General features: G+C 54.1%; 17 protein-coding genes and 3 pseudogenes. 8 read left to right on the top strand and 12 right to left on the bottom strand.

What is annotated here, in order from left to right; translation table 11 throughout:
* The first annotated feature begins 485 nt into the window (after nucleotides 1-485).
* Nucleotides 486-1058: an SGNH/GDSL hydrolase family protein gene (locus ACEVJK_RS11315; RefSeq protein WP_374740594.1), complete on the top strand. Its 573-nt coding sequence runs from the start codon at nucleotides 486-488 to the stop codon at nucleotides 1056-1058.
* A complete protein-coding gene (locus ACEVJK_RS11310; protein ID WP_240287905.1) occupies nucleotides 1055-1777 on the top strand; it encodes an alpha/beta fold hydrolase in 723 nt (240 codons plus the stop codon). Before ACEVJK_RS11315 ends, ACEVJK_RS11310 begins: the two co-directional genes overlap by 4 nt.
* A 112-nt stretch (nucleotides 1778-1889) precedes the next feature.
* Here ACEVJK_RS11310 and ACEVJK_RS11305 read toward each other — a convergent pair whose 3' ends face one another.
* Nucleotides 1890-2018: a hypothetical protein gene (locus tag ACEVJK_RS11305; RefSeq protein WP_263858386.1), complete on the bottom strand. Its 129-nt coding sequence runs from the start codon at nucleotides 2016-2018 to the stop codon at nucleotides 1890-1892.
* Between the two features lie 38 nt (nucleotides 2019-2056).
* Nucleotides 2057-2869, bottom strand: a complete 813-nt coding sequence (locus tag ACEVJK_RS11300) for an SWIM zinc finger domain-containing protein (RefSeq protein WP_374740593.1) — start codon at nucleotides 2867-2869, stop codon at nucleotides 2057-2059.
* Between the two features lie 214 nt (nucleotides 2870-3083).
* Here ACEVJK_RS11300 and ACEVJK_RS11295 point away from each other — a divergent pair, with 214 nt between their 5' ends.
* Nucleotides 3084-3644, top strand: coding sequence for a flavin reductase family protein (locus tag ACEVJK_RS11295; RefSeq protein WP_374740592.1), 561 nt, complete (start codon nucleotides 3084-3086; stop codon nucleotides 3642-3644).
* 63 nt (nucleotides 3645-3707) lie between these two features.
* Here the strand turns inward: ACEVJK_RS11295 and ACEVJK_RS11290 are convergent.
* Nucleotides 3708-4368: pseudogene (locus tag ACEVJK_RS11290) on the bottom strand (hypothetical protein).
* 175 nt (nucleotides 4369-4543) lie between these two features.
* On the opposite strand from ACEVJK_RS11290, the gene ACEVJK_RS11285 reads away from it, so the two are divergent.
* Nucleotides 4544-5320: a zinc ribbon domain-containing protein gene (locus ACEVJK_RS11285; RefSeq protein WP_240287911.1), complete on the top strand. Its 777-nt coding sequence runs from the start codon at nucleotides 4544-4546 to the stop codon at nucleotides 5318-5320.
* 41 nt (nucleotides 5321-5361) lie between these two features.
* Here the strand turns inward: ACEVJK_RS11285 and ACEVJK_RS11280 are convergent.
* The 4 genes and pseudogenes from ACEVJK_RS11280 to ACEVJK_RS11265 all read right to left on the bottom strand — a co-directional run.
* Nucleotides 5362-5694: pseudogene (locus ACEVJK_RS11280) on the bottom strand (RNase III inhibitor); the annotation flags it as partial.
* Nucleotides 5695-6151: 457 nt separating this feature from the next.
* Complete coding sequence (locus ACEVJK_RS11275) at nucleotides 6152-7174, bottom strand: ornithine cyclodeaminase family protein (RefSeq protein ID WP_374740591.1); 1023 nt, start codon at nucleotides 7172-7174, stop codon at nucleotides 6152-6154.
* Between the two features lie 40 nt (nucleotides 7175-7214).
* A complete protein-coding gene (locus ACEVJK_RS11270) occupies nucleotides 7215-8312 on the bottom strand; it encodes an NAD/NADP-dependent octopine/nopaline dehydrogenase family protein (RefSeq protein ID WP_240287915.1) in 1098 nt (365 codons plus the stop codon).
* A gap of 84 nt (nucleotides 8313-8396) precedes the next feature.
* Entirely contained in the window at nucleotides 8397-9779 is a 1383-nt protein-coding gene (locus tag ACEVJK_RS11265) for a sodium/glutamate symporter (RefSeq protein ID WP_240287917.1), read from the bottom strand.
* A gap of 342 nt (nucleotides 9780-10121) precedes the next feature.
* On the opposite strand from ACEVJK_RS11265, the gene ACEVJK_RS11260 reads away from it, so the two are divergent.
* From ACEVJK_RS11260 to ACEVJK_RS11250, 3 genes and pseudogenes are all read left to right on the top strand, one after another.
* Nucleotides 10122-10976 carry a MurR/RpiR family transcriptional regulator gene (locus tag ACEVJK_RS11260; RefSeq protein WP_240287919.1) on the top strand — a complete coding sequence of 285 codons (855 nt, stop codon included), beginning with the start codon at nucleotides 10122-10124 and terminating at the stop codon, nucleotides 10974-10976.
* A 1133-nt stretch (nucleotides 10977-12109) separates the two neighbouring features.
* Complete coding sequence (locus ACEVJK_RS11255) at nucleotides 12110-12331, top strand: hypothetical protein (protein WP_374740590.1); 222 nt, start codon at nucleotides 12110-12112, stop codon at nucleotides 12329-12331.
* 15 nt (nucleotides 12332-12346) lie between these two features.
* Nucleotides 12347-12604: pseudogene (locus ACEVJK_RS11250) on the top strand (relaxase/mobilization nuclease domain-containing protein); the annotation flags it as partial.
* On the opposite strand, the gene ACEVJK_RS11245 reads toward ACEVJK_RS11250, so the two are convergent.
* The 4 genes from ACEVJK_RS11245 to ACEVJK_RS11230 all read right to left on the bottom strand — a co-directional run bounded on the left by ACEVJK_RS11245 (nucleotide 12596) and on the right by ACEVJK_RS11230 (nucleotide 18745).
* Nucleotides 12596-12955 carry a tyrosine-type recombinase/integrase gene (locus ACEVJK_RS11245; protein WP_374740589.1) on the bottom strand — a complete coding sequence of 120 codons (360 nt, stop codon included), beginning with the start codon at nucleotides 12953-12955 and terminating at the stop codon, nucleotides 12596-12598. The pseudogene ACEVJK_RS11250 and the gene ACEVJK_RS11245 sit on opposite strands and share 9 nt — an antisense overlap.
* A gap of 20 nt (nucleotides 12956-12975) precedes the next feature.
* Nucleotides 12976-13212: a hypothetical protein gene (locus ACEVJK_RS11240; protein WP_374740588.1), complete on the bottom strand. Its 237-nt coding sequence runs from the start codon at nucleotides 13210-13212 to the stop codon at nucleotides 12976-12978.
* Nucleotides 13213-13314: 102 nt separating this feature from the next.
* The gene (locus tag ACEVJK_RS11235) at nucleotides 13315-13506 is read right to left on the bottom strand and encodes a hypothetical protein (RefSeq protein WP_374740587.1); all 192 of its coding nucleotides are present in this window, start codon (nucleotides 13504-13506) and stop codon (nucleotides 13315-13317) included.
* Nucleotides 13507-14107: 601 nt separating this feature from the next.
* Nucleotides 14108-18745, bottom strand: coding sequence for an S-layer homology domain-containing protein (locus ACEVJK_RS11230; RefSeq protein WP_374740586.1), 4638 nt, complete (start codon nucleotides 18743-18745; stop codon nucleotides 14108-14110).
* 285 nt (nucleotides 18746-19030) lie between these two features.
* On the opposite strand from ACEVJK_RS11230, the gene ACEVJK_RS11225 reads away from it, so the two are divergent.
* On the top strand, nucleotides 19031-19693 hold the full coding sequence (locus ACEVJK_RS11225; RefSeq protein WP_374740585.1) for a manganese catalase family protein: 663 nt from the start codon (nucleotides 19031-19033) through the stop codon (nucleotides 19691-19693).
* 271 nt (nucleotides 19694-19964) lie between these two features.
* Here ACEVJK_RS11225 and ACEVJK_RS11220 read toward each other — a convergent pair whose 3' ends face one another.
* Nucleotides 19965-22079 carry an S-layer homology domain-containing protein gene (locus ACEVJK_RS11220; protein WP_374740584.1) on the bottom strand — a complete coding sequence of 705 codons (2115 nt, stop codon included), beginning with the start codon at nucleotides 22077-22079 and terminating at the stop codon, nucleotides 19965-19967.
* Nucleotides 22080-22088: the final 9 nt, after the last annotated feature.

Here is a 22088-nt window from a genome sequence, read left to right as displayed (position 1 = left end):
AGCGAACGAAAAGCGTTGGAAAGCGCTACAAATCACCACAAAAAATTTAGTTTAACCGTTTGGGAGCAAGATGCCGGGAGTTCGAGTCTCCCCACTCGGACCAAAAACCGCCTCAAAACATCTGTTTTGAGGCGGTTTTTATCACTTTTTAAGCAATAGTTTTCTTGACGTTCTGCACAAACACAATCTCAAATGTGGTCAACGCACTGTTTCGGATTCGTTTTAAATTTTCCTTGTAAACATGATTTCTTGCCCATCTCCGTCACGCTTCGTTTCGAAAAACGAAAAGGCAAACTGCACAGATTTTGAAATATGCGGCCATGACTACCCATTCATGGCCGCCGTACGCGGCAGAAGCCTTATCTTTGTATCTTGCGCCGCAAAATCTGATAGGCCCCTCTGCGCTTCCCGGCCTTGTTCCTCCCGATCAGGCCGTGTATAATGATAGTGGAAAGCAGTGAAATAAACGAGTAAGGAGCAGTGCCATGCGGATTCTCATGCTGGGCAACAGCTTTACCTTCACCAATGATATGCCTCAGATGCTTGCTGACCTAACTGGGGCGGAAGTCGTTCACCACACACGGGGCGGGGCGCGGCTGTCGGAACAGCTGAACCCCAACACCAAGCTGGGCGAGCGAACTCAAGCGGCACTGGTGGAAGAGCGGTGGGACTATGTAGTCCTCCAGGAGATGAGCCACGGCCCCATCACCGCCCCTAATAGCTTCTTCTCCAGCGTGGAACGGCTCTGCGGGCAGATCCGGGCAAACGGAGCGGTGCCCGTTCTGTTCGCCACCTGGGCCTATCAAAAGGGCGGTGCCAAGCTGGCAGCCAAGGGCTGGGACTATGACGAGATGGCCCATGCTCTGTCCGCAGCCTATCAAAGAGCCGCCCGGGAAAACCATGCTCTGCTGGCCAATGTGGGACAGCGGTTTTATGCCCTGGCCAATACCCGGGACCTTTACGCCGCCGACGGCGTCCACCCCAGCGCGTTGGGCTCCCGCGTCGCGGCGGAGGCCATCGCAGCCGTGATCCGGCAGCACAAGGAGGAGCGGCTATGACGACAGGAAGAAAACCCCGCCGCAAAAAGTGGAAGATCGCCCTCGGCAGTTTGCTGGCGATCCTGGTCCTGACGGCGGGCGGCTTTTTCTGGTATCTGTCCGACTACTACCGGGCAGAGGGTGTGGCTCTGGAGGTACTTGCCACAGAGGACCATCTGGAGGTGCGGGATGATCTGACCATCCTCTCCCTATCCTACCCCACGGATACCGCCACCATCTTTTATCCTGGGGCCAAGGTGGAGGGTGCCGCCTACCTGTCCCTGCTGGATCGGCTCCGGCAGACCGGCCTCACCTGCATTCTGGTGGAAATGCCTTTTCACCTGGCCATTTTCGATGTAAATGCGGCGGAGGATGTGATGGCCCAATTCCCAGACATCCGGCACTGGTACCTCGCCGGCCACTCTATGGGCGGGGCTATGGCCTCTCAGTTCGCCTCGGAGCACCCGGACAAGGTAGAGGGACTGATCTTGCTGGGAACCTACCCGTATGGCGACTACCCGGTAGAGGACACCCTCACCGTCTATGGTTCCCTGAACCAGAGCGTGGAGGACAAGATCGACTACACGGAAAATGTGGTGAAGATCGAGGGCGGCAACCACGCCCAGTTTGGAAACTACGGTCCCCAGAAGGGGGACCTGCCCGCCGCCATCTCAGCGGAGGAACAGCAGGCGCAGACGGTGGCAGCCATCACGGACTTCATCGCCCGGCAGCTGGAGTGAAAGAACTATACTGCAACAAACGCCACCTGAAATCTTCCGATTTCAGGTGGCGTTTCCATATATCAGGATATCGATCGCAAAACCTTTCTTCAAAACAGACGCACTGCCACCGTCACCATTCCAACTCGGCCCTGAGGTCCTCCAGATGGGCGGTGGTCTCAGCCCGCTGCTGTCCCTCCTGTTCCATCGTCTCGCCGAAGTCCCGCCCCCCGTTGCCGTTCAGGCCAAAGAATTTATCCATAAGACGCCTCCATTTTCTACCGGTTCAGCTGGCAGCCCTCACAGGACAATATGCCCGGTCTCCCTGCTGTCAATGGCAAACTCCAGAAGGGTTCCCTTGAACACGGCCGCGAAATAGCCGCTCTCCTCATACTGTCCAGCGTAGTACTTCCCGATGAGTTTCAGTGTCTCCTTGAGTTGCAGCATGGCGGCAAACTGGTGCTTGCAGGGGTAGCTGCAAAAGCAGCCGCAGGTCAGATCCCGAATCTCTCCATTGGCGTATTCAAATTCCAACTCATAGGGGTGGGTTCCCTCCACGATAGCCCGGCCATGGCTCCCATCCACGGCGATGTATCGGACTCTGTTTTCTAGGAAGTAGTCCCGGCCCCGCTCCGCCGTGGAGCCGCTGATCCCCATGGTGCCCAGATCGTCCAGCCTGAAGCCGGTCTCATCCTTGCCGGACACATAGACCTCTCCCTCTTTCTCCGGTGCTTTGAACCAGGTGATGACCTGCTCATAGGTCAGGGTCTCCTGATCGAAGGTGACGAAGTGAGAGCCGGCAAAGTGGAGCTTCCCCTTCACCGCCGTGTCCGCCACGCTGATGACCCGCTTGTAGTCGGAGAGCCTGATCTTGAAGCTGTACGTCACATCGACCACCCGGCCCCGCAAGCCCTCCAGCTTGCCGTCTACATACACAATGTCCCCCCGATGCAGGTCAAAGGCGTCGTTGTAATAGGGCAGCGTCATATTACGGGCAGGAAAGTGGATGAGGACAACGGATTTCCTCGGCTCCGCGGCAGGCCGGGTCAGAATCTTCCCCTGCTTCACAGTGGGATTTTCCGTGTCGCTGGCATGGAATCCAATCTTGAACATACAATCTCCTCCCTTAGATGGTTCCTTTCCTTTTTGTTGGTCTTATTCTACCAAAGGAGCTGTCCCATAAACCTCCCTTTTCCATTGTGCGGACAGTACAAAAGAGAGCCCTGGCAGGAAAGATAAGGATTAGCGCGTGTTAGAAATCAGAACAATATTATCCCACCTTCTTCTATTCCTGTGATATAATAAAACCACATAAGGAGGGATCTCTATGCGCAAAAATTTTGGAGCCAAGCCCTGGACCTATCCCCAGCCGGTCTTTATTCTGGCCGCCTACGGCGAGGACGGCACGCCCAACGCCATGAATGCGGCCTGGGGCGGCATCAGCGATGACAAGGAGTTGAGCATGTGCATCAGCACCGGTCACAAGACCACCGCCAACATCCTGGCCCGCAAGGCGTTCACCGTGAGCATGGCCACGGCGGAGCAGGCAGTGGCCTGCGACTATGTGGGCATCGAGTCCGGCAACAAGGTGGCGGACAAGGTGGCAAAGGCCGGGTGGCACATCACCAAGTCGGAATTTGTGGATGCTCCCCTCATCGACGAGCTTCCCATGGCGGTGGAGTGCCGCCTGGTGAGCTACGATCCGGAGACCTGCCGCCTGGTGGGCGAGATCGTCAACGTCAGCGCCGATGAGTCCGTGCTGGATGAGAACGGGAAGATCGACCCGGACAAGCTGCGGCCCATCACATTCGACCCCGTCCACAACACATACCGCGTGCTGGGCGAGAAGGTGGCCAACGCTTTCCAGGACGGCGCAAAGCTGAAATAATTGCCCAGGCATGAACAAGGGACGGAGGTGTGACCTCCGTCCCTTGTTCGTTTTATCGACCACTCATCGCCGCTCTCTCTTCTTCCGTTTGCGGAAGTCCTCCTCAATGGCGTCCTTCCAGTGGGCGTCCAAAGGCGCGCTGCACCGAACAGCGGCCACAGCCTGCCCCACCACCTCGTAGTTCAGCCGGGTTCCCTCGCTGTCACAGTGGTAGTTCACCGCCCGGTCAGGGGCAATCCCCAGATGGCCCGCCGTCTCCACCGCGTCGATGTTGGCCCCCAGGAAGAGAAATTCCCAGCCGTATTTCTCCTTCTGGCACCGGATCATCTCCTTCACCTCTGGGGCTGAGTAGCGGCGGCTGGCGTTTTCCATGCCATCGGTGGTGATGACGAACAGGGTGTGCCTCGGCACATCCTCTGGTTGAGCGTACTTGTGGATGTTGCCGATGTGGTGGATGGCCCTGCCAACGGCATCCAGCAGGGCGGTACAGCCCCGGACATAGTACTCCTTGTCAGTGATGGGCCGGACCTCGCCTAATTTCACCTGATCGTAGAGTACCTCGATCTGATCATCGAAGAGAACGGTGGAGACAAAAGCCTCACCGGGTTCTTTCTTTTGTTTTTCAATCATGGCGTTGAAGCCGCCGATGGTGTCCCCCTCCACCCCCCTGCATAGAGCCGCTGCGGTCCACGATGAACACCAGTTCCGTCAAATTCTTCTTCATAAAACATCCCCCTAAACTGTGTTGTTTGGCTTGCAAGCACAGTATAGGGGGATTTGTATATTGAGTGGTCGCTTGGCAGGTGACAATTTACCGCAGGATTTTAAGACAGACAGCAACTGTGGGTTGCTTGCTGTTTTGACGCTTTTGCTGTATGATCGTCACGAGGTGATTTTCCATGGATACAAAAGATGTGATCCGGGAACTTAGGATAAAAAAGGGGTTCTCTCAAGATGAGCTTGCTGAAACGGTATTTGTCACTCGCCAAGCAGTATCCCGTTGGGAGAATGGCGAAACTACACCAAATATCGATACACTCAAGCTGCTTTCCAAACTGTTCGATGTTTCCATCAACACACTTCTCGGTTCTCCGAGAGAGCTTGTTTGTCAGTGTTGTGGGATGCCTTTGGAGGACACCAGCATCAGTAAGGAGATCGATGGTTCCTTTAACGAAGAATACTGCAAATGGTGTTATGCAGACGGAACATACATATACCATGACATGGATGACCTGATCGATGTCTGCGTACAAAACATGGCAAACGACCAGTTGACGCCCGAACAGGCACGCGCATATATGAAAGATATGCTCCCGAAGCTGAAGTATTGGAAGCAACACACCAATTTGGCTGGGGCGGAAGCATTTGAACACTTCAAAAAGCAATTGATCGACGAGATCAATGCTTTACACATAGAAGGCATGCCGAGGGTCGAAACGCTCCATGCGCTTGTGGGTGGATACATCAATCTTGAGTACAGGCTCCCCAATGGAACACTCGCTAAATTTTTGGATGATGGAGCAACTTACTTAGGAACTCAGCTGGAATGTAAATTTGGTGGAAACAGGTGTTTCGGGATTGCCGCCAATATGGATTTTATTTTGGTGTGCACTTATGAAGAAAATGGCGAAGCTCCCGAATTGGTAACTTACAAGAAAAGACAGCACAAAGAATGAGGAAGTGAGTCAATCACTTCCTCATTTAGTTTGATAGGGCTCTATGCGCCCAGCAGGCTCTGGTCAAAGGCGAACAGTGCCTCGTTAATCTCGAAAATGTTGTAGTTCCGGTAGGTAATAAAATACTCCACGATGATGTCGAACTTGCTGGCATGGGAAAAGGCAAAGCCAGCCTTCTCCAGCATCTCCCGTACCTCCTCCATGGATAGTTCCAGCGCCACGGCGAAGGCCATGGCACTGGACTTGGAGGGCTTGTAATGGACGTCCTAGCGGATCTTGGAGAACAGTTTGCGGTCGATATTGGCCTTCTTATAGCACTGGGCGTCGGTGATTCCGGCTTCGTCGATCTTCCGCAGCAGCATCTGGGAAAAGCTATATAAAAGCTATTAAAGAAGTTAAGATACAGCAGCGAATCATTGTATCAGCAATATTACTGTGGACTGGGCGGCAGATGACCTGTTTAATCATTCGCCTAATTCCAGAGTTTGAAATCTACCTGGTTACTTTTGATGCTCTGAAGAAGCGGGCAGCATTCGTCATTCGGACGCTTACCATAGACAACTTAAGTATTAGTAACAGAAAGAGATCAAATGGTTTTGATTTCAAATAAAAGTTGATTGAACTAAATGTCAGTGCAGTCAACGCTGGAACAGCCGGGTCCTAGCCTACCATATCGCATACTCTGTGGCAAAACTACCGGACGGCATCTTTGCCCGGGTGAAGCTAGTCCAGCCGTAAGCTCAGGAGGACCAGCGGATAATCAGGCAGATGCACTGTAAACAGAGGGATGGATCAAAAGATCCATCCCTCTACGTTTTATCCTGATTGACTTTATACCCAATAGGGAACCACAGTGCCCTTATTGGTTTCCACCGCCTTACGATAGCACCGGGTAGTCACCGCCAAATCCAGGATACCGGTACCCACAGCGTTGAAGTAGATGATCTCCTGGTCGTTCTCACGACCGGCCTTTTTCCCGTCCAAGATCTGGCCCAGCTGGGCGTGGATGTCCTCATCCTTCACCAGTCCGTCCTTCCACATCATGGCGACAGTGCTGACCATACGGTGCTTGATGGTATCCCAGTTATCCACCACGATCTTACTAGCCCGCTTGACACAATCATAGCTGACCTCATAGTCGGCCATGTTCATTAGCAGGCAGCCCTTTTTCAGCCACTCCGCTTGGACGATGGGCTCGTTGGCTAGGGTAACGCACACGGTGATGTCACTTTCCCGCACCGCTTGCTCCGGCCCCTCCACAGGGAGAAACTCTACTTGGGGATACTTGGCCCTAGCCTCCTGAGCGAAACGTTGGGAGCTCTCCATTCGGATATCGTAGATATAGACTTTTTTGATGGTCGGCCGGACAATCAGGGCAGCCTCCAGTTGGGTGCGGCCCTGGGCACCTGCACCGCAGATGGTGAGGACGGCGGCGTTCTGCCGGGAGAGCAGCTTCATGGCCACACCACCGGAGGCCCCGGTACGTTTGGCACTGACCTCAGTACCGTCGGCGATACAGACTGGCAGCTTGGTATCCGGGTCGTTGAGAATCACCGTAACGCTGGCCCGGGGCAAACCTTTCTTATAGTTCATGGGCCCACTACCGATCCATTTGATCCCCGCCATAGCATACTCTCCGCCAATATAGCCAGGCATGGCGTTAATACGGCCATAGATATTCTCGTCTTCTGGGGTGGTTCCCCACCGCATGACACACTTACCCGGGACCAGAACATCTCCCTGCTCTGTGAGAAGATAGGCCCTCTCTACATCGTGGATGACCGCCTCCATGTCTCCGCAGCCCAGCTCCTCCATGTCCCTGTTGTTCAAAAACAGGATATCCGCCTTGCTCATATTCCTTCATCCTTTCTCGTCCCCGGTCTGGGGAATTTTTTCAGTGTAGTTTCTCGCCGGTCTCGAAATAGTGGGCCACCTGTTTTTTGGTCATTCCTTCCAAACCCAAATTTTTGGCGCAACGCCCCTCTGTTCGGAAGTCCCGACCGTAGATGGTACTAGTTAACTGGATTACCGCATCAATGTTTGGGGTGGGCACCTGGGCCATCCAGCCCAAGGTGGAAATGGGCACCAGGCTCATGGGTACATCCTCTGTGACATAGCGGGCCTGAATGGTCTTGGGGGCCTGGATGTCCTCGTAGGCCCGGTTGTGCTGGATCAGCTCGTACAAGTTCTCCCCCTGAGTGTCATAGGACTGGCGTAACCACTCCTCTGCGCTGGGGACGCTGACACCATAAGCCCGGGCCACCGCCATCCGCTCCTGATCAATCTCCCCTACTAAGGTGGCCACCGAAGGGGTGATTCCATCCCAATAATAGCGAAAGCCTTGGAGATCGTTCTCGATACGCCCGATGTTCAGCAACACCGGAGTGGGGTGAAACAAGGCGCCGATATTAGAAAGACTGGTCTCCAGACAATTGGAGGCAGGGACGAACTGGGGATAAAAGGGGTTAAGCAATTCTATCACTCGGTCCGTCCGATCGGCGGGTAAGGCCCCCAGGGCCACCGCTTTCTTTACCCCGTAGATTTCTACCGATGAGGGCCCTGTCTTGCGGCAGGAGTATATCAACGTCTGGGCCTCCGCAATGGTGATATCCCCATGGCCCCCCCCCGCCCGAACGGTGTTGAGGAACTCCAGTGCCCCCCCAGTCCGTCCGGGGTTGAGGACCACTACCTGCCCATCTGCCAGTGCACCACAGCAGGCCTGGGCAATCATTTTATGGGTGAAAGACGGGGTGACCACCATGATCAAATTTACTCCCTGAATGGCCTGGACCACGTCCGATGTGATCAGATCCAGAGACTGGTGAGAGGTTACTCCCTCCAAGGTCAGGTCAATGCCTCCGGCGGCCCGGATGCCCTCCAGATACTCTGGAAACAGGTCGCACAAGCGGACGTTCGCCCCCACGCTGGCCAAATAACCAGCAATGGCGGTGCCGCCGTTGCCGGCTCCAATTACCGCAACACTCATTTCCATGCTTTTCCCTCCAAAATTCGCTTTATGTTCTCCCCGCCCCGCCGTCTTCCCGGCGGAACAGGACTTGTAATATCTCCAGACTGTTCAACGTTGCTCTCGTTTGGCATTTTTATTCCAGAACAGGAGACGCAGAACGATTAAAATGGCGATGGAAGCACCGCAGAAAATCAATCCAGCTGTCATCGAACCAAGGCTCTGTATGATGTAGGGATAGGCTGTGGTGACCAGACCGCCGCCGATGAAAGGGCTCATTAAGGGACAGCCCAAGGCGTAAATCGTGCCGGCCTCGGTCTCCATTTTCGGGTCAGCGGTGCGCAGGAGCATGTAGCCCACCGCAGCCACGCCGGTGAAGGCACCGTACCGAATGATACCCTGCTCGAACCAGCAGTCCTGGAAAATGTGAGGGCTGAGCCAGAAGAACCAGAGCAACATAAACGCCATCACAACAATGGTTCCAATCAGCAGAGGGGCCCAGTAGGCCAACACTACAGGAACCTTGATGGAAGCCATGGCCCCCACCACCAGGATTTCCAGTGCCATGCCCTGGATGCGTTGAAAAATACCTCGGTCCAGCAAATGACGCAGAGAGGTACGCTGCACAATGCTGTTGATAATCCAGCCGCCTATCATAGCGAAGGGGAACAGGGGTAGGCCCGTATATCCGAAGATCACACCGAAAGCCCACACAATGGCCCGGCCAATCAAGATCGCCGCTCCGATCACCCCTAGGTGGAACGCAAAGGGCTCTACCACATCCTGGCTCACCGTCATATAGGCTGCAGTCTCCCGCTCTCCTTCGGCAAAGATCTCCTTGGCATCGCCGGAGGTGGCGGGCTCGGTGAGGACCTTGGTATATTTTTTACGGACGCCGTAGTTGATGATGATCATGCCGCCGAAAATACCTGCCAGCAGACCAATCGTGGCGGTGGTCAGACCGAGGTCGGCCCCGTCCGCCCAGTTGAGCAGTTCCGGGTCCTGGAACACGGTGGCCATTCCGCTGGCGGTGCCGTGTCCGCCGGCAAAGCCGATCTCAAACAGAGATCCGAACAGGGGATTCACCCCAAACACCGGGGTGAACAGAAACGCACACAGCAGGGATACTATCCCCACCTGCATAAAGCTGTTGGACCACAGCCAGCCCAGACCGGCGGCAGCGTCATGGAACATGGTTTTGCCGGACTCCTGCTTTTGAACGCCCAAAAGCATACAGGCAAATACCACCGTGATCATCGGAGTAGGCAGAGCTCCAATTGAGTTCATCATATCGCTGGGGATGATCTTCAGTGCGTAAGGTCCAAGGGCCAGGCCGATCAGTCCGGCCAGGAGGGAGGCGGGGATAAAAGCTTTCCGCAGAATAGGAACCTTTAGACGGATCAGCGCGGCGATCACCAGAAGCAGCCCCACGATGCCGACGTAAAGGACCAAGTTGTTCAACGTACCGCTTGCGATTTTTTCCACTGGTATCATCAGAAAATCTCCCTTCTCAGTGTGATGCTTTTATTCAAATACACCGGAGACTACACCTGTGCGGCCTTTGCCTGTTGAGGTGGCCAAGCTCAGATCAGGCGGCGCGCTTGGGCTTAGTCATTCTGTCTGCGCTTCGGTGTAATTTGACTAATTTTACCAAACTTCGTTAATAAATAAAGAAATTTTTTTATTGTAATTATATCACTAAATTTTTTTATTTCAATAGATTTAAAAAAAAATTTTATTTCTTTATGATCTTTTTTTCTTTTTCGATTCTGTTATAATAGTAAAAAAGAAAAATACCGCTTCCGGCCTGGAAAGCGGCTCAAAGAGGCGAATAATATGACTTTGCAGGAGCTTCTCAATCAAATCCGTGATACGCAGACATCCCTTTCAGATGCCCAGCGGCTGGTTGCGGCCTATATTCTGGAAAATTATAATCAGATTCCCTTCCTATCTATCTCTTCCTTGGCAAAAAAAATCGGGGTCAGTGACAATACCATCGTAAAATTCTGCAATCGGGTTGGATTTAGTAAATTTAAGGAATTCAAGAATGTCTTTGCCGACTACGCCCATTCCGAACTGGTAATGTTCAATAAGATCTCTGAGGACACCTCAGATACTGACAACAAAGATTTTTTTGCTTGTGAGATGGAAGACGACGTATCTGCCATCCAAGCGGCTCTCTTAAGCCCTGTCAACCAAGAAAATCTCCCCAAACTGCTCTCCCAGATGGATCAGGCTAAACATATCTACATTACCGGCGGTCGGGCATCCGGCATCGTAGCCAGCCTGTTTGCCAATCTTCTGCGCTATCTGGGTCTAAAGGTATATGACGTACCCTTCGGCGTGGGGGACTATTTGGACCGCCTTACTATCGTGGAACCGGAGGACCTGGTTATCGCCCTAGCCTTTCCCAGGTACACCGCACAGGTGGTAAGCGCTCTGGCCGACCTGCACAGCAAGGGGATCCCCATCGCTCTGATCACCGATTCCGTCCTTTCCCCCGCACAGCCTTATGCAGACTTGGCCTTCCATTGTCCCGTATCTTCTGGTTATTATTTTCCCTGCTACTCTGGCTGTCTCTCTCTGATCAATGTCATCTGCAGGGCTGCCGCCGCCAACCGCAAGTCCGAGGCCGCAGAGCACCTTCGCAAGCTGGAGGCCCACCTGCTGGAGAGGGGGGTATTTCTCTGATCGTACCTTTCTGGCCCCAAAAACCAGCCCCACAAGCACAGTACAGGGCATACGCTGTACTCTAAAATTAGTTTCCGAGGCATTTTCTCAAACTCGTCCCAGAAAGTGGGGCAGCGGATGCCTCTGGCTCCGGAGTGAGAGGGGATTGTGTCAGGGCGCTTTCATGCCGACAGCCTGTTAGCCCCCGAGGACAGGGCTACCCGGTGAAAAACGGCCATGATACTCATTCGGTATGTGCCCCCCTAAGGGCAGGCGACAGGAGGAGGACAGAAAGGCCCAAGAGCAAAATGGAAAAAGAGAATACTCTCCACCACCAGAAAGCGCCCTCTTAGTTTGTCAAAAAGGTCTGGCAGGGTTTCGTGCCATCTCCGCACTCAGAGCCGTCTTTTGGGGGGTTGCGCTCCAAAATGCGTGTGCAGGTATAGCACAGGCGAAACAGAATAAAAATTTATTTTCTTCGGCGGCAAGTCTATCAAAGGGAATACATTTCTCCTCGCAGGTGTGGAATCTGTCCGCTATAGGCGGGCAAATCACAGGTGCAATGGTATGGGGACCACTCGAAGAAGCGGCAGAGTCCCTTTTTCCACCTTGCTGCTCGGAGTGATTGTGTGCCCTGGAGCCTTAGTGTAGGACTACCGTCCGAGCCCATAACGGCCGTCTCCTTCCAGGATAACCAAGTCCCGAGGGCGGCTTCTATCGGTAAGGGCTATGATTCTGGTTTTCTCAGAGAGTTGCCTTATGGTGGGGCCCTGTTCCGTACTGCCCTTCATCGTAGAGAGCATGGCTTTTATGTCGCCGGGGGTGCCCCAAAAACGGGCGGCGCTTTGCGCCGAAAGGGGCTCCTCCCCTATCACCATGGTTGGAAAGGAGCGGCTCAACATCACTGACAGAAAAAACGGGAGCTGGAAACGTCAGGGCCAAGCAGTGCGGCCTGTCCCTGTCCGGGTATCTCCGGCGAGTAGGAGTTGGCAAATCCACGGCAGCGTTCCTTTACCAGCGGTTCCATGCCCTCTATCAGCGGTCAGCCGTGTACGCGATCAACTCGGACAGCCAGCCTCTGGAACCAACAGTGGCCCAACTGGACGAACTGTCGGGACAGATTCTGTCCGACTATGCAGGCTGAGGTGCGGACAGTGACGACGACTAAGATATGGCCCGCAAAAGACAGCCTCTCCTGTATGGTGGACTATGCCCAGAACCTGGACAAAACCATCTATTCGGACCTGCGATCCGTGCTCCACTACGCTGCCAATATGGACAAGACCGCTGAAGGCGGGGAACGGGCTATGTTCGTCACCGGCGTAAACTGCAACCGGGATACCGCCTTTCAGTGGATGCAGGCAGTCAAAGAGTGATTTGGCAAGGCGGGAGGGAATGTGGCCTACCACGCATACCAGAGTTTCAAGTCCGAAGAAGTCACTCCGGAGCGGTGCCACCGGCTGGGCGTGGAACTGGCAAAACGGATGTGGGATGAGGAATACCAAGTGCTTGAGACCACCCACTTCAATACCGGCACCTACCACAACCATTTTGTGGTCAATTCCATAGGTCTGTGGGATGGCAGGAAATTCAACTGTGGCAAACGGGCCTTCTATCAGTTTCACCAGTTGTCGGACGATCTATGTAGGGAATACCATCTTTCCACCATCCAAAATCCAAAGGGGAAAACGCCCGGGAGCATCTACTTCGCTGAAAGGAGCGGTGAACCCACCCGGCACAACCTCATGCGGGAGGCGGTGAATGCCGCCCTTTGCGTCGTCTCGTCCATGGCGTTGGAATATGTGTTCAGCGTAGTAGCCTAGAATAGTGGACAGTGTCTTCAAGTTTATTCCGTGGGATAGGACTTTGGTTGCGAAAATGTGGCGCAAATCGTGGAAGCTGACCCTCTCACACCTAGTGTGGCCCAAGAGCCGGTGTAGCCTCTGGTGTCCCACAGAGAGCCATAACGGCAGATTCTCTTTCTTTGAAGAAAGGAACATCCAACGGGAGTTTACCCTGTTTATACTCCGCTATTGCTTTTCTGACTGCTTGCGGCTAGATCATGGTTCGGACCGCCCGCTTTGGTCTTCAGTTCGTTGACTACTAGCTCTGAGCCCACGATATTCACCTGCTTGTTGATCCGCAGTTCCTCAATTATCATGTTCAGATCGTCCCACTGGAGAGCCATCAGTTCCCCCAGACGAAGCCCTGTTGCGAGTTCCAGAAGAAACAGCTCGTAGTAGTTTTCTTCTTTCACCTAGATCGGCAGCCTCTACATGACCTCCCTAGAGAGGATCTTCATCTCCTCCCGCTTGCGTACCACGCCGTCCCCCTCGAACCTCGATGCGGCTCCGACACGCTAGACACGCAGTTTTCTCAGTTGTTCCTCTGGGATCTCCATGGCCTCTGCCAGAATGTTCATCATCATATCCATCTCCACTGCCAGCTTGAACAGCAGACTGCGGACGTGTTTCTCGTTGCCCTGTGCCGTCGTTCGAATTGCCGCGGCGGGCACAGGCGGCAGGACGGAGAAGCAGTCCTCTGTGGTCATGTAGTCACAGTAGAACCGGGGACTTCTTCCACGAATTCTTTCGGCTCTTACTCTCGACCAGCGGTATGGCGCTTTTGTTCTTCTGGTCTGTATCAGGTCTGATCCATATCTCCAGTCCGCATTGTAGGACGGTGTTTGAAGCAGCGAGAGCACCACTTTATCCCGCGCACTTTTCGTCTCCCGGTTTACCCACCTTTTTGGTCCTCAAACTGTGTTCCCGCTCATACCCATCCACCCAGCGGATGAACTGCTCCGTGGACACAACCTCGTCGTCCTCTTCCCAGCGAAACCACTTCGTTGGGTTTTGCCGGCGGCCCCATTTTTGTATCGGGCAACAACGGCAGGTTTTTGTAGGTAAGGATGGTGTACCGAATTTTGTCCTTTCATTTTCAAGTAAAAAGGGCTGTCGCAAAATACGGTTTCCAGCCTTGGACACGAAATTTATGCGCTAAAAAAGTTGCCAAGAACCGCAATAACAGGCAGTTCTTGGCAACTCTTTATTTAGTCTATTTTTTGAGGTTCCGTTTTGCAACGGGCCTCTTTTTATTGTTTATTCGGCGCAGACGTTGTTTGGCAGGTCCCGTTGAGCGAGGAGGTGACATCATTGTACGCCCCGATACATAAAGGTCACGATCTGCCCACGGGTGCAGGGAGCGTCCGGGCTGAAATTGTTGCCGCCGGTGCCGGAGGTGACGCTCTCCTTCACGGCCCAGGCCACGGCGTCGGCGTAGTAAACGTCAGCGGCCACGTCGGCAAAGCTGCCGCCGGTGACAGCCGGAGCGCCGGCCGCGCGGTACAGGAAGGTGACGGTCTGGGCGCGGGTCACGGTCGCGTCCGGGCTGAACGTGGCGGCGCTGGTACCGCTGGTGATGCCCTCCTTCACGGCCCACAGGACTGCGTCGTAGTAGTATGCGTCAGCGCTCACGTCGGTGAAGGGGTTGGCCCCGTCAGCCTTGGGGGAGCCGTTGGCCCGCCACAGGAAGGTAACGATCTGGGCACGGGTGCAGCTCATGTCCGGGCTGAACGTGGTGGCGGAGGTGCCGGAGGTAATACCCTGCTCCACGGCCCAGGCCACGGCGTCGGCGTAGTAGGCGCTGGCGGGTACGTCCGCAAAGGCAGGGGCTTCCGGTTCAGTCTCGATCAGCTTGAAGCTGACCTCCACCTCTACACGGGTGCCGGGCATCTTGAAGGTGTACTTGCCGTTCCCCTTGTCGGTCAGGTCAAGCTCCTTGCCCTTGCTGTCGGTCACGGTCAGCTCGTCCAGCTCATAGCCCTTGTCGGGATCGACGGTGATGGTGACGGTGTCGCCCTTGTCCGCTCGCTTGGGACTAACGGTGACAGTGCCATACTTGCTCTCCCCCACGCTGACGGTGTAGTCGCCGCTACTGGAGGAGGATCCGCCGCCGGAGGGGGCTGAGTAAGTAATGTAAATTTTATCGCCGCTCACGCTCATGCCGCAGCGGCTGCCCAGTGTGATCTTGTTCTCGTCATAGGCATGACCATCGCAGTCAATGGTTACGCTTTTACCGGACACAGAAATTGGCTCGTCGCAGTTCTGAGTCAGTACGATGGTATCGCCAGACTTCGCGGCATTCACAGCCTCCTGCAGTGTGCCATACTCAGTATCGCCGATCTTGGCGGCGACTGTCAACTGGCCGTTAAGCACAAAGGTGCTGAAATGCTTCACATACAGCACCGCGCAGCCATCCTCCACAGTGAAGCCGGAATCGTTCAGATATCGCTCACGGGTACCACTATCTGAAATGTGCATAACCTCCTGGGGAACCATGTCCCCGGGAATCGGCAGACGGACCTCAATGAGTGTATGACCGTCCAGATAGGTATTGGGAACATCGATATTTTCCTTTGCCACCGCTCCGTTAACAGTGACTTTTGCCACAGGATCCGCCTCATAGGAGATAAATACCTTACCCTCTGTGGCCAAATCCGCCTTGGCGGCGGTCAGGCTTACAGTGATCTCCACCACCACTTTATCTTTGGGCTTAAGTTCTCCCTCTACCTGATTGATAATAGCATTCCGCGCGGACTCCGTCACTGCGTCACAAACACCGCTGACCTGCGCCTTGCCGATGACCGCTTCGATCTTTGCCTTGTCTTCTGAACCAATACTCCCGCTTACTTCAGCCTTCGTCTTCTCAATAACAATAGGATCAACCTCCACAGGCGCCGTGGTGGTAACCATATAGGAGTAGCCCGTCTTGTTGGAAGCGACCACATAGAGCGTGGTTTCCACATCCTTAGGCACATAATCACTGGGATCAGAGGTAAAATAACCGCCGGTAACTCTGACTTTATCAGTGGCAAGTGTATCGACTTCAAAAACGCTCTTTTTGCTGCCAGCAGAGAAGTTTCCTCCGCTGACTGTCAACTCAGCAAGATAATTTTCAACACGGGTATTGTTATTTGTCGTCCACTGACCGTTTACTTGCGCCAGACGGTATATGGAAACCGCCGCGTTGTTGCGGCTGGTCAGCGTGCCGCCAGTGATATTCACGGTCATGTTCTGACCATCGCTCTGATAACCACCGCCGCGTGAAACAACAGACAGCGCCGCACCATCGTCGGTACTGCCATCTCCCTGAGAAGCAGGCTTGGTGGGGAATTCCGTATAGGGCAACGTTGCGGTGATCGCAGCATTTTCGGCAATGGTCAGCGTACCTGCGCCGCAATACTGCACACCGTTTGGCCCGATCAGCACCGAATCACCCTTGATCGTCAGGTCGCCCACCTGGGGATGATAGATAACATTCCCCTCTGTGGATTCCAGTCTGCCGCCAGTAATCACTGTTTCCGTATAGTCGGAAGAACCATTTCCAGAGACCGCAAACGCGACCGCCTGTACCTCGCCGCCTCTGATCTCCACAGTGGTCTTGTTGGTTTCATCATTTGTACCGACTGTATTCACACCATAGGTTCCCGTATATCTGCCGCCCTCAATGACAGCCTTTGCGCCGTTCTGAATAAAGACCGCATAGTTGCCGGAAACTGTGCCGCTTTTGAAATATGCCTCAGTACCCTTGCCATTCACAACAACTGCGATATTGTTGTTGCCGGAACCTGTATTTGTAACCTTGCCGTTCCCCTTGCTGTCCTGAACTGTCACACGGCTGGCTTCCAGCCACAGCGTATTGGTAGCATGAGAACTTGTAATTGTGCAGCCATTCAAATCCAGAGTAACCGCCTTATTGACTGTAACTCTGTCACTGCCAAGATCCACATCTCTCAACAAAGTGAGGGTGTCGTTTTCCTTTGCGGCAGCAATCGCCTTGGCCAGCGTCTGATAATAGGTATCACCGATTTTGGCAGCGGCGAAACCGGCCTCCACTTTGCCCACAGTACCGTTGGCATCCTGTCCAAGGCCCTCCGGCAAATACTCGCTCACATCGCTGGAGAACGTGCCGCCAGTAATGGTAACCGCTACTGTGGAACCCGCCATCGCTTTATCCGCTATCGCCAGCTTACCGGGACCCGCCTGGTAATTACCGCTCTCAATCGTCACCTCTGCCCCGCCATAGACATGAATGGCGTCGCCCTTTGAGGCCGTTACCGTGGTTTCTTTCAAGCAGCGCAGTTCCGGATTTGCGTTACTGCCAGCAGCCGACAGTTGGATTACCGCGCTATCTCCGGAGGTCAGCACAGAGTCCTCCACCTTCTCAATAAGAGACATCGCCTGCAGCGCATACCCGGCCTCTCCATGGATCGTACAGTTCGTAATCGTGCCTATTTTTGTCTGCGTCTCATCGGCGCCTTGGGACTTGATCGCCACCCTATCCGCTGTCATTTTGGTATCGGCAAGGGTAAGGATGATCCCGTTGTTTACAAGGCAAGCTCTCCCGGAGAATTCGCAGCCGTTGATCGTCGCAGTGCTTCCGGCCTTATTATAGACGCCGGTTCCAGCGCTGGTGATTTTGATATTCTCCAGGGTCAGCTTCCCTAAATTTCCAGTTGCGCCATTAAGGTCCTTATCTCCATTGATTACGCCACAGCCGCTGGATTTCCCGGCGCAGTCGATCCCGCCTTTTTTCCCGCTGCTGTCCTTCAGCGTCAGGGTCCCCAAATTGACAAACAATCCTTTGGAGTAGTTGGCGATACCTGTGACGGTAAACCCTTTAAAATCAATGGTGACCTCCTTCCCAGCCGAAATAGTCAACGGGACCGGGTCCGCTCCCAAATTGATGTCCCTGCAAAGCTCAATGACAGTAGGTCCCTCCATCCGGTTGGCTACGGCAACGGCTTCCTCAAGGGAGAAGTATGGAGTTCCATTGATCTCGGCCGCCTTTTCCTGTTTTGTAAAGACGCTGCCGCCTGGAACTGTCTGCTTGACTCGATTGGCCAAGTCAGAATAATATTTCGTGTCTCCGACAGTGACCAGCGTATTTCCAGATACATTCAGGTAACAGGTGCCAGTATATGTACTGAACGAAAAGTCCGGTTTAGACAACTCGCCGGTCGCAGGATCATAGGTAACATGCCCTTCAGGGAATGTCAGTTCCTTGTTCTCACAGTTTTCCGCACCGTCAAACGCGGCATAAACCGCCCCGTCCTTCTCTGTGATATGCAGGACGAATTGCCCGGACCGATAATCTCCCACACAGCTCTTTGCCAGGGCCAGAACCTCGTCATTTTGAGCATAAGGCGTTCCGCCGGACGTTACCAGCTCCGCGGTTTTGTTTCCAGGACCACTAAGGAACAGGTTATACTTTGCTCCATCAACTTTTACATAAATTTGATAGCTCTCTCCGGCGCCGGCTAACAGCTTGGCGGGAAAGAGAATTGGTTCCTTAGGCGAAACGGACTCAATTTTGAAGGTATTATTACCCACTTCTGCCGCGATCTCTACATTCGTGCCGCCGGAAATGTGCACATAGAGGCCGCCCGCCCGCTCTACTTCCTCCCAAGAAATCGGAACATCCCCTATCGGATTATTGGCGAGATAGTATGTATCATTTGCCCAAAGTGTAAAGCTGGTACTAAACAGACGAGCCGGATCTGTTCCAAACGAGACGCTGACTTGCGATGCTTTCTCAGGCCCGTCTACTGGCTCATCCGCCGGGGAGTTCGCTGGTCCGCCAGGGATGTTCCCAGCGGTAGATTCCATCTGCTCCGCGGCGCTTCCAGACTCTTGTCCCGATTCCTCCGCAAATGTTCCAACGGTCATCACGCTCATTGTCATAATGACCGCCAGAAACAGAGCCAACAACTTTTTGCCTGTTTTCATGTTTTCCCCTCCTTATATTCCACCGTAATCAAGACCTTTTTATTTCCGCAAAGCGGAAATAAAAAGGCACGTGCCTTTTTATTTCCGCAAAGCGGAAATAAAAAGGCACGTGCCTTTTTCAGGCGATGATCTTGTGTGCCTACATCATACCCCGGAATTCCTTGGAAAGCAAGCCCAAAACATACTATATCTTACCGCTTCTTTTCTAAGTTCAGTCCCTTCGGCACGGTATATTTCCATAGGGAACACGCAAAATAAGGTTACCACAAAAAAGGAGCGGTAGCCATGTTCAAGCATGAAAAACAGTTATTCCATCCAGTGGCCGTAGAGCGGCCCAACCCCCAATACGCCGCGCTGCTGCAGGAGCAGCTGGGCGGCGGCAACGGCGAGCTGAAGTCCGCCATGCAGTATATGTCCCAGAGCTTCCGCATTAAGGACCAGAAGATCAAGGATCTGTTTCTGGACATCGCAGCGGAGGAACTGGGGCACATGGAAATGGTCGCCCAGACCATCAATCTGCTCAATGGCCACGATGTAGGCGCGGAGCAGGTCAAGGCGGGCGAAATTCAGAGCCATGTACTTCTGGGGCTGAACCCTGGACTCATCAACGCCTCCGGCTACTCTTGGACCGCCGACTATGTGACCGTGACCGGCGATCTGTGCGCCGACCTTCTCAGCAATATCGCCTCCGAGCAGCGAGCCAAGGTAGTCTATGAATATCTGTATCGCCAGATCGACGACACGAAGGTGCGGGAGACCATCGACTTCCTTCTCAACCGGGAGGAGGCCCACAACCAGATGTTCCGGGACGCCTTCAACGAGGTCCAGGACAGCGGCTCCAACCGGGACTTTGGTACGACCAAGGCGGCAAAGATGTACTTCTCCATGTCCAATCCCGGCCCCAATGCCTTTGCGGGCAACGAAGTATCCCCGCCTAAATTTGATTGAGGCCGTAGTCGGGCGGCCTGCCCGGAGGGAAGTCAAAAGGGGCGTTTACTCATTCGCATCCCCTGTTCTTTGGCGCGCCATGAAAATAAATCGCACGGCGCGGTTTATTTTCCGACAAATTCCGCACAGACAGGGAGGGCGGGACGGCTGTGCCGTGCCGCCACAGGCGACCAGACTCAGAGCCATGGCTGCTCGGGACGGCTGTGCCGTCCCGCCCTCCACTTTACTGGGGTCTATTCAGGGGTCATATCTTTTGTAAAGAGTTTTCAGCTCACTTGGCGTCCCGATATAGGAAGGTCACGATCTGCCCACGGGTGCAGGGGGCGTCCGGGCTGAAGCTGTTGCCGCCGGTACCGGAGGTGATACCCTCCTTCACAGCCCAAGCCACGGCGTCGGCGTAGTAAGCGTCAGCGGCCACGTCGGCAAAGCTGCCGCCGGTGACAGCCGGAGCGCCGGCCGCGCGGTACAGGAAGGTGACGGTCTGGCCGCGGGTCACGGTCATATCGGGGGCAAAGGTGGTGGCGCTGGTGCCGCTGGTGATGCCCTCCTTCACGGCCCACAGGACTGCGTCGTAGTAGTATGCGTCGGCGCTCACGTCGGTGAAGGGGTTGGCCCCGTCAGCCTTGGGGGAGCCGTTGGCCCGCCACAGGAAGGTAACGATCTGAGCACGGGTGCAGCTCATGTCCGGGCTGAACGTGGTGGCGGAGGTGCCGGAGGTAATCCCCTGCTCCACGGCCCACTTCACCGCGTCGGCGTAGTAGGCGCTGGCGGGCACATCCGCAAAGGCGGGGGCTTCCGGTTCAGTCTCGACCAGCTTGAAGCTGACCTCCACCTCTACACGGGTACCGGGCATCTTGAAGGTGTACTTGCCGTTCCCCTTGTCGGTCAGGTCAAGCTCCCTGCCCTTGCTGTCGGTCACGGTCAGCTCGTCCAGCTCATAGCCCTTGTCGGGATCGACGGTGATGGTGACGGTGTCGCCCTGCTCGGCGTAGCGGTGGCTGGTCTTGATTTCGCCGCCCTTCACGTTCTTGGGCAGGGTAACGCTGTAAGTGGGGTCGTCGTCATCATCGGAAGAACCGCCGCCGGAGGTATAGGCGGTCACAGTTACGGTGCAGGAGGCAGAGGGAGCACTTTCTCTGGTGCCAGCCGTAGCCGTGATGATGGCGGTCCCATCAGCGACAGCCGTTACTAAGCCGGCCTCGGAAACAGTTGCTACATCAGTGTTACTGCTCGTCCAAACCACCTCGTCTGTGGTGTTCTCCGGGAGCACCGTGGCGGTGAGCGTAGCAGTGTTGGGCTCTGTGTTACTGTACAGGGACAAGGTGGTGGAATTCAGGTTGACGCTGGTGGCAGGCGTAATAAAACCGTCCTCGGCACTTTGATAAGCGTCCCTGATCGCCTCCAGCATCGCATTCTCATCGCTATTGGTGCCGGTTTTAGCGACAATAGCTTGAGTGCTGTTGAGCAGAGTATTATCGGAAAAGGACACTAAATATTTTGCACTGTCACCCGTGTTCTTGCCCATGGAATCATGGATACGGACCGCAGTATAAGCGTCAACGGTGTTGTCAGATATGGTGATCAAGGCGTCCTCGGCACTGTCCAAATTCGCGGCACTCCAGTTGCCAGCGATCTGAACCGCCATATTGCTGTCACTTAACTTCGGCAACTCAAAAGCATTGTTGCTGATAATAATGTGAGGCGTACCATTAACTTCATTCAGCGTCTCTTGTTCGGTGCCAGCAGTGATGTTGATGCCTCTCCCTTTGGAACTGATATGAGAGTTGGTAATCTCATAAGAGATGGGTGTTTTATAAGCAGTTTCAGATGCGTTCAGGGTAATCGCATACTGCGAAGCTACATTTTGGTTGAACGAGCACTCATCGAAGGAATACTTTGTCACATTGCAGGGCATGATTTGGTAGACCTGCAATGTGCCGGATGTCTGATTAAAGGTGCAGTTCTCAAACTTAACCTCAATGGATGCTTGGAACTGATTCGAGGTATCGGTCCTTCTGCCGTTCATGATAACGCTCTGCAGCGTTTTTATCTCATCGGAGCCAACAACAAGATTATTAAAAGTGATCCCTTTGAATGTCACTGTTTTGACCCAATAAGGACTTCCTTCGATATATTTACCCTCATCGTCTTTTTTATTATAAGAGCACGTCTTGTTTTCATCGTAGGTGTAGGTGACATGTTGGGCATTTGTTTCGTAGTTTTCATCCTTGGAATTGTCGTAGGTGCCGTCCGCCTGGGCTTCAATGAAGTCGCTTATTGTAAAGACTTTTGGATCCTCCACCTCGTCCACGGCCATCGCCGCCGTTGGCAGGAGGGCCACCAGCAAGCAAAGCGATAGAAAGCTTGCCAACCATCGTTTTTTCATTCCGTTTTT

The sequence above is a fragment of the Flintibacter sp. P01028 genome, assembly GCF_041925235.1.
GTDB classification, from domain to species: domain Bacteria; phylum Bacillota; class Clostridia; order Oscillospirales; family Oscillospiraceae; genus Lawsonibacter; species Lawsonibacter aceti.
This window is presented reverse-complemented; position numbering and strand designations above follow the sequence as displayed.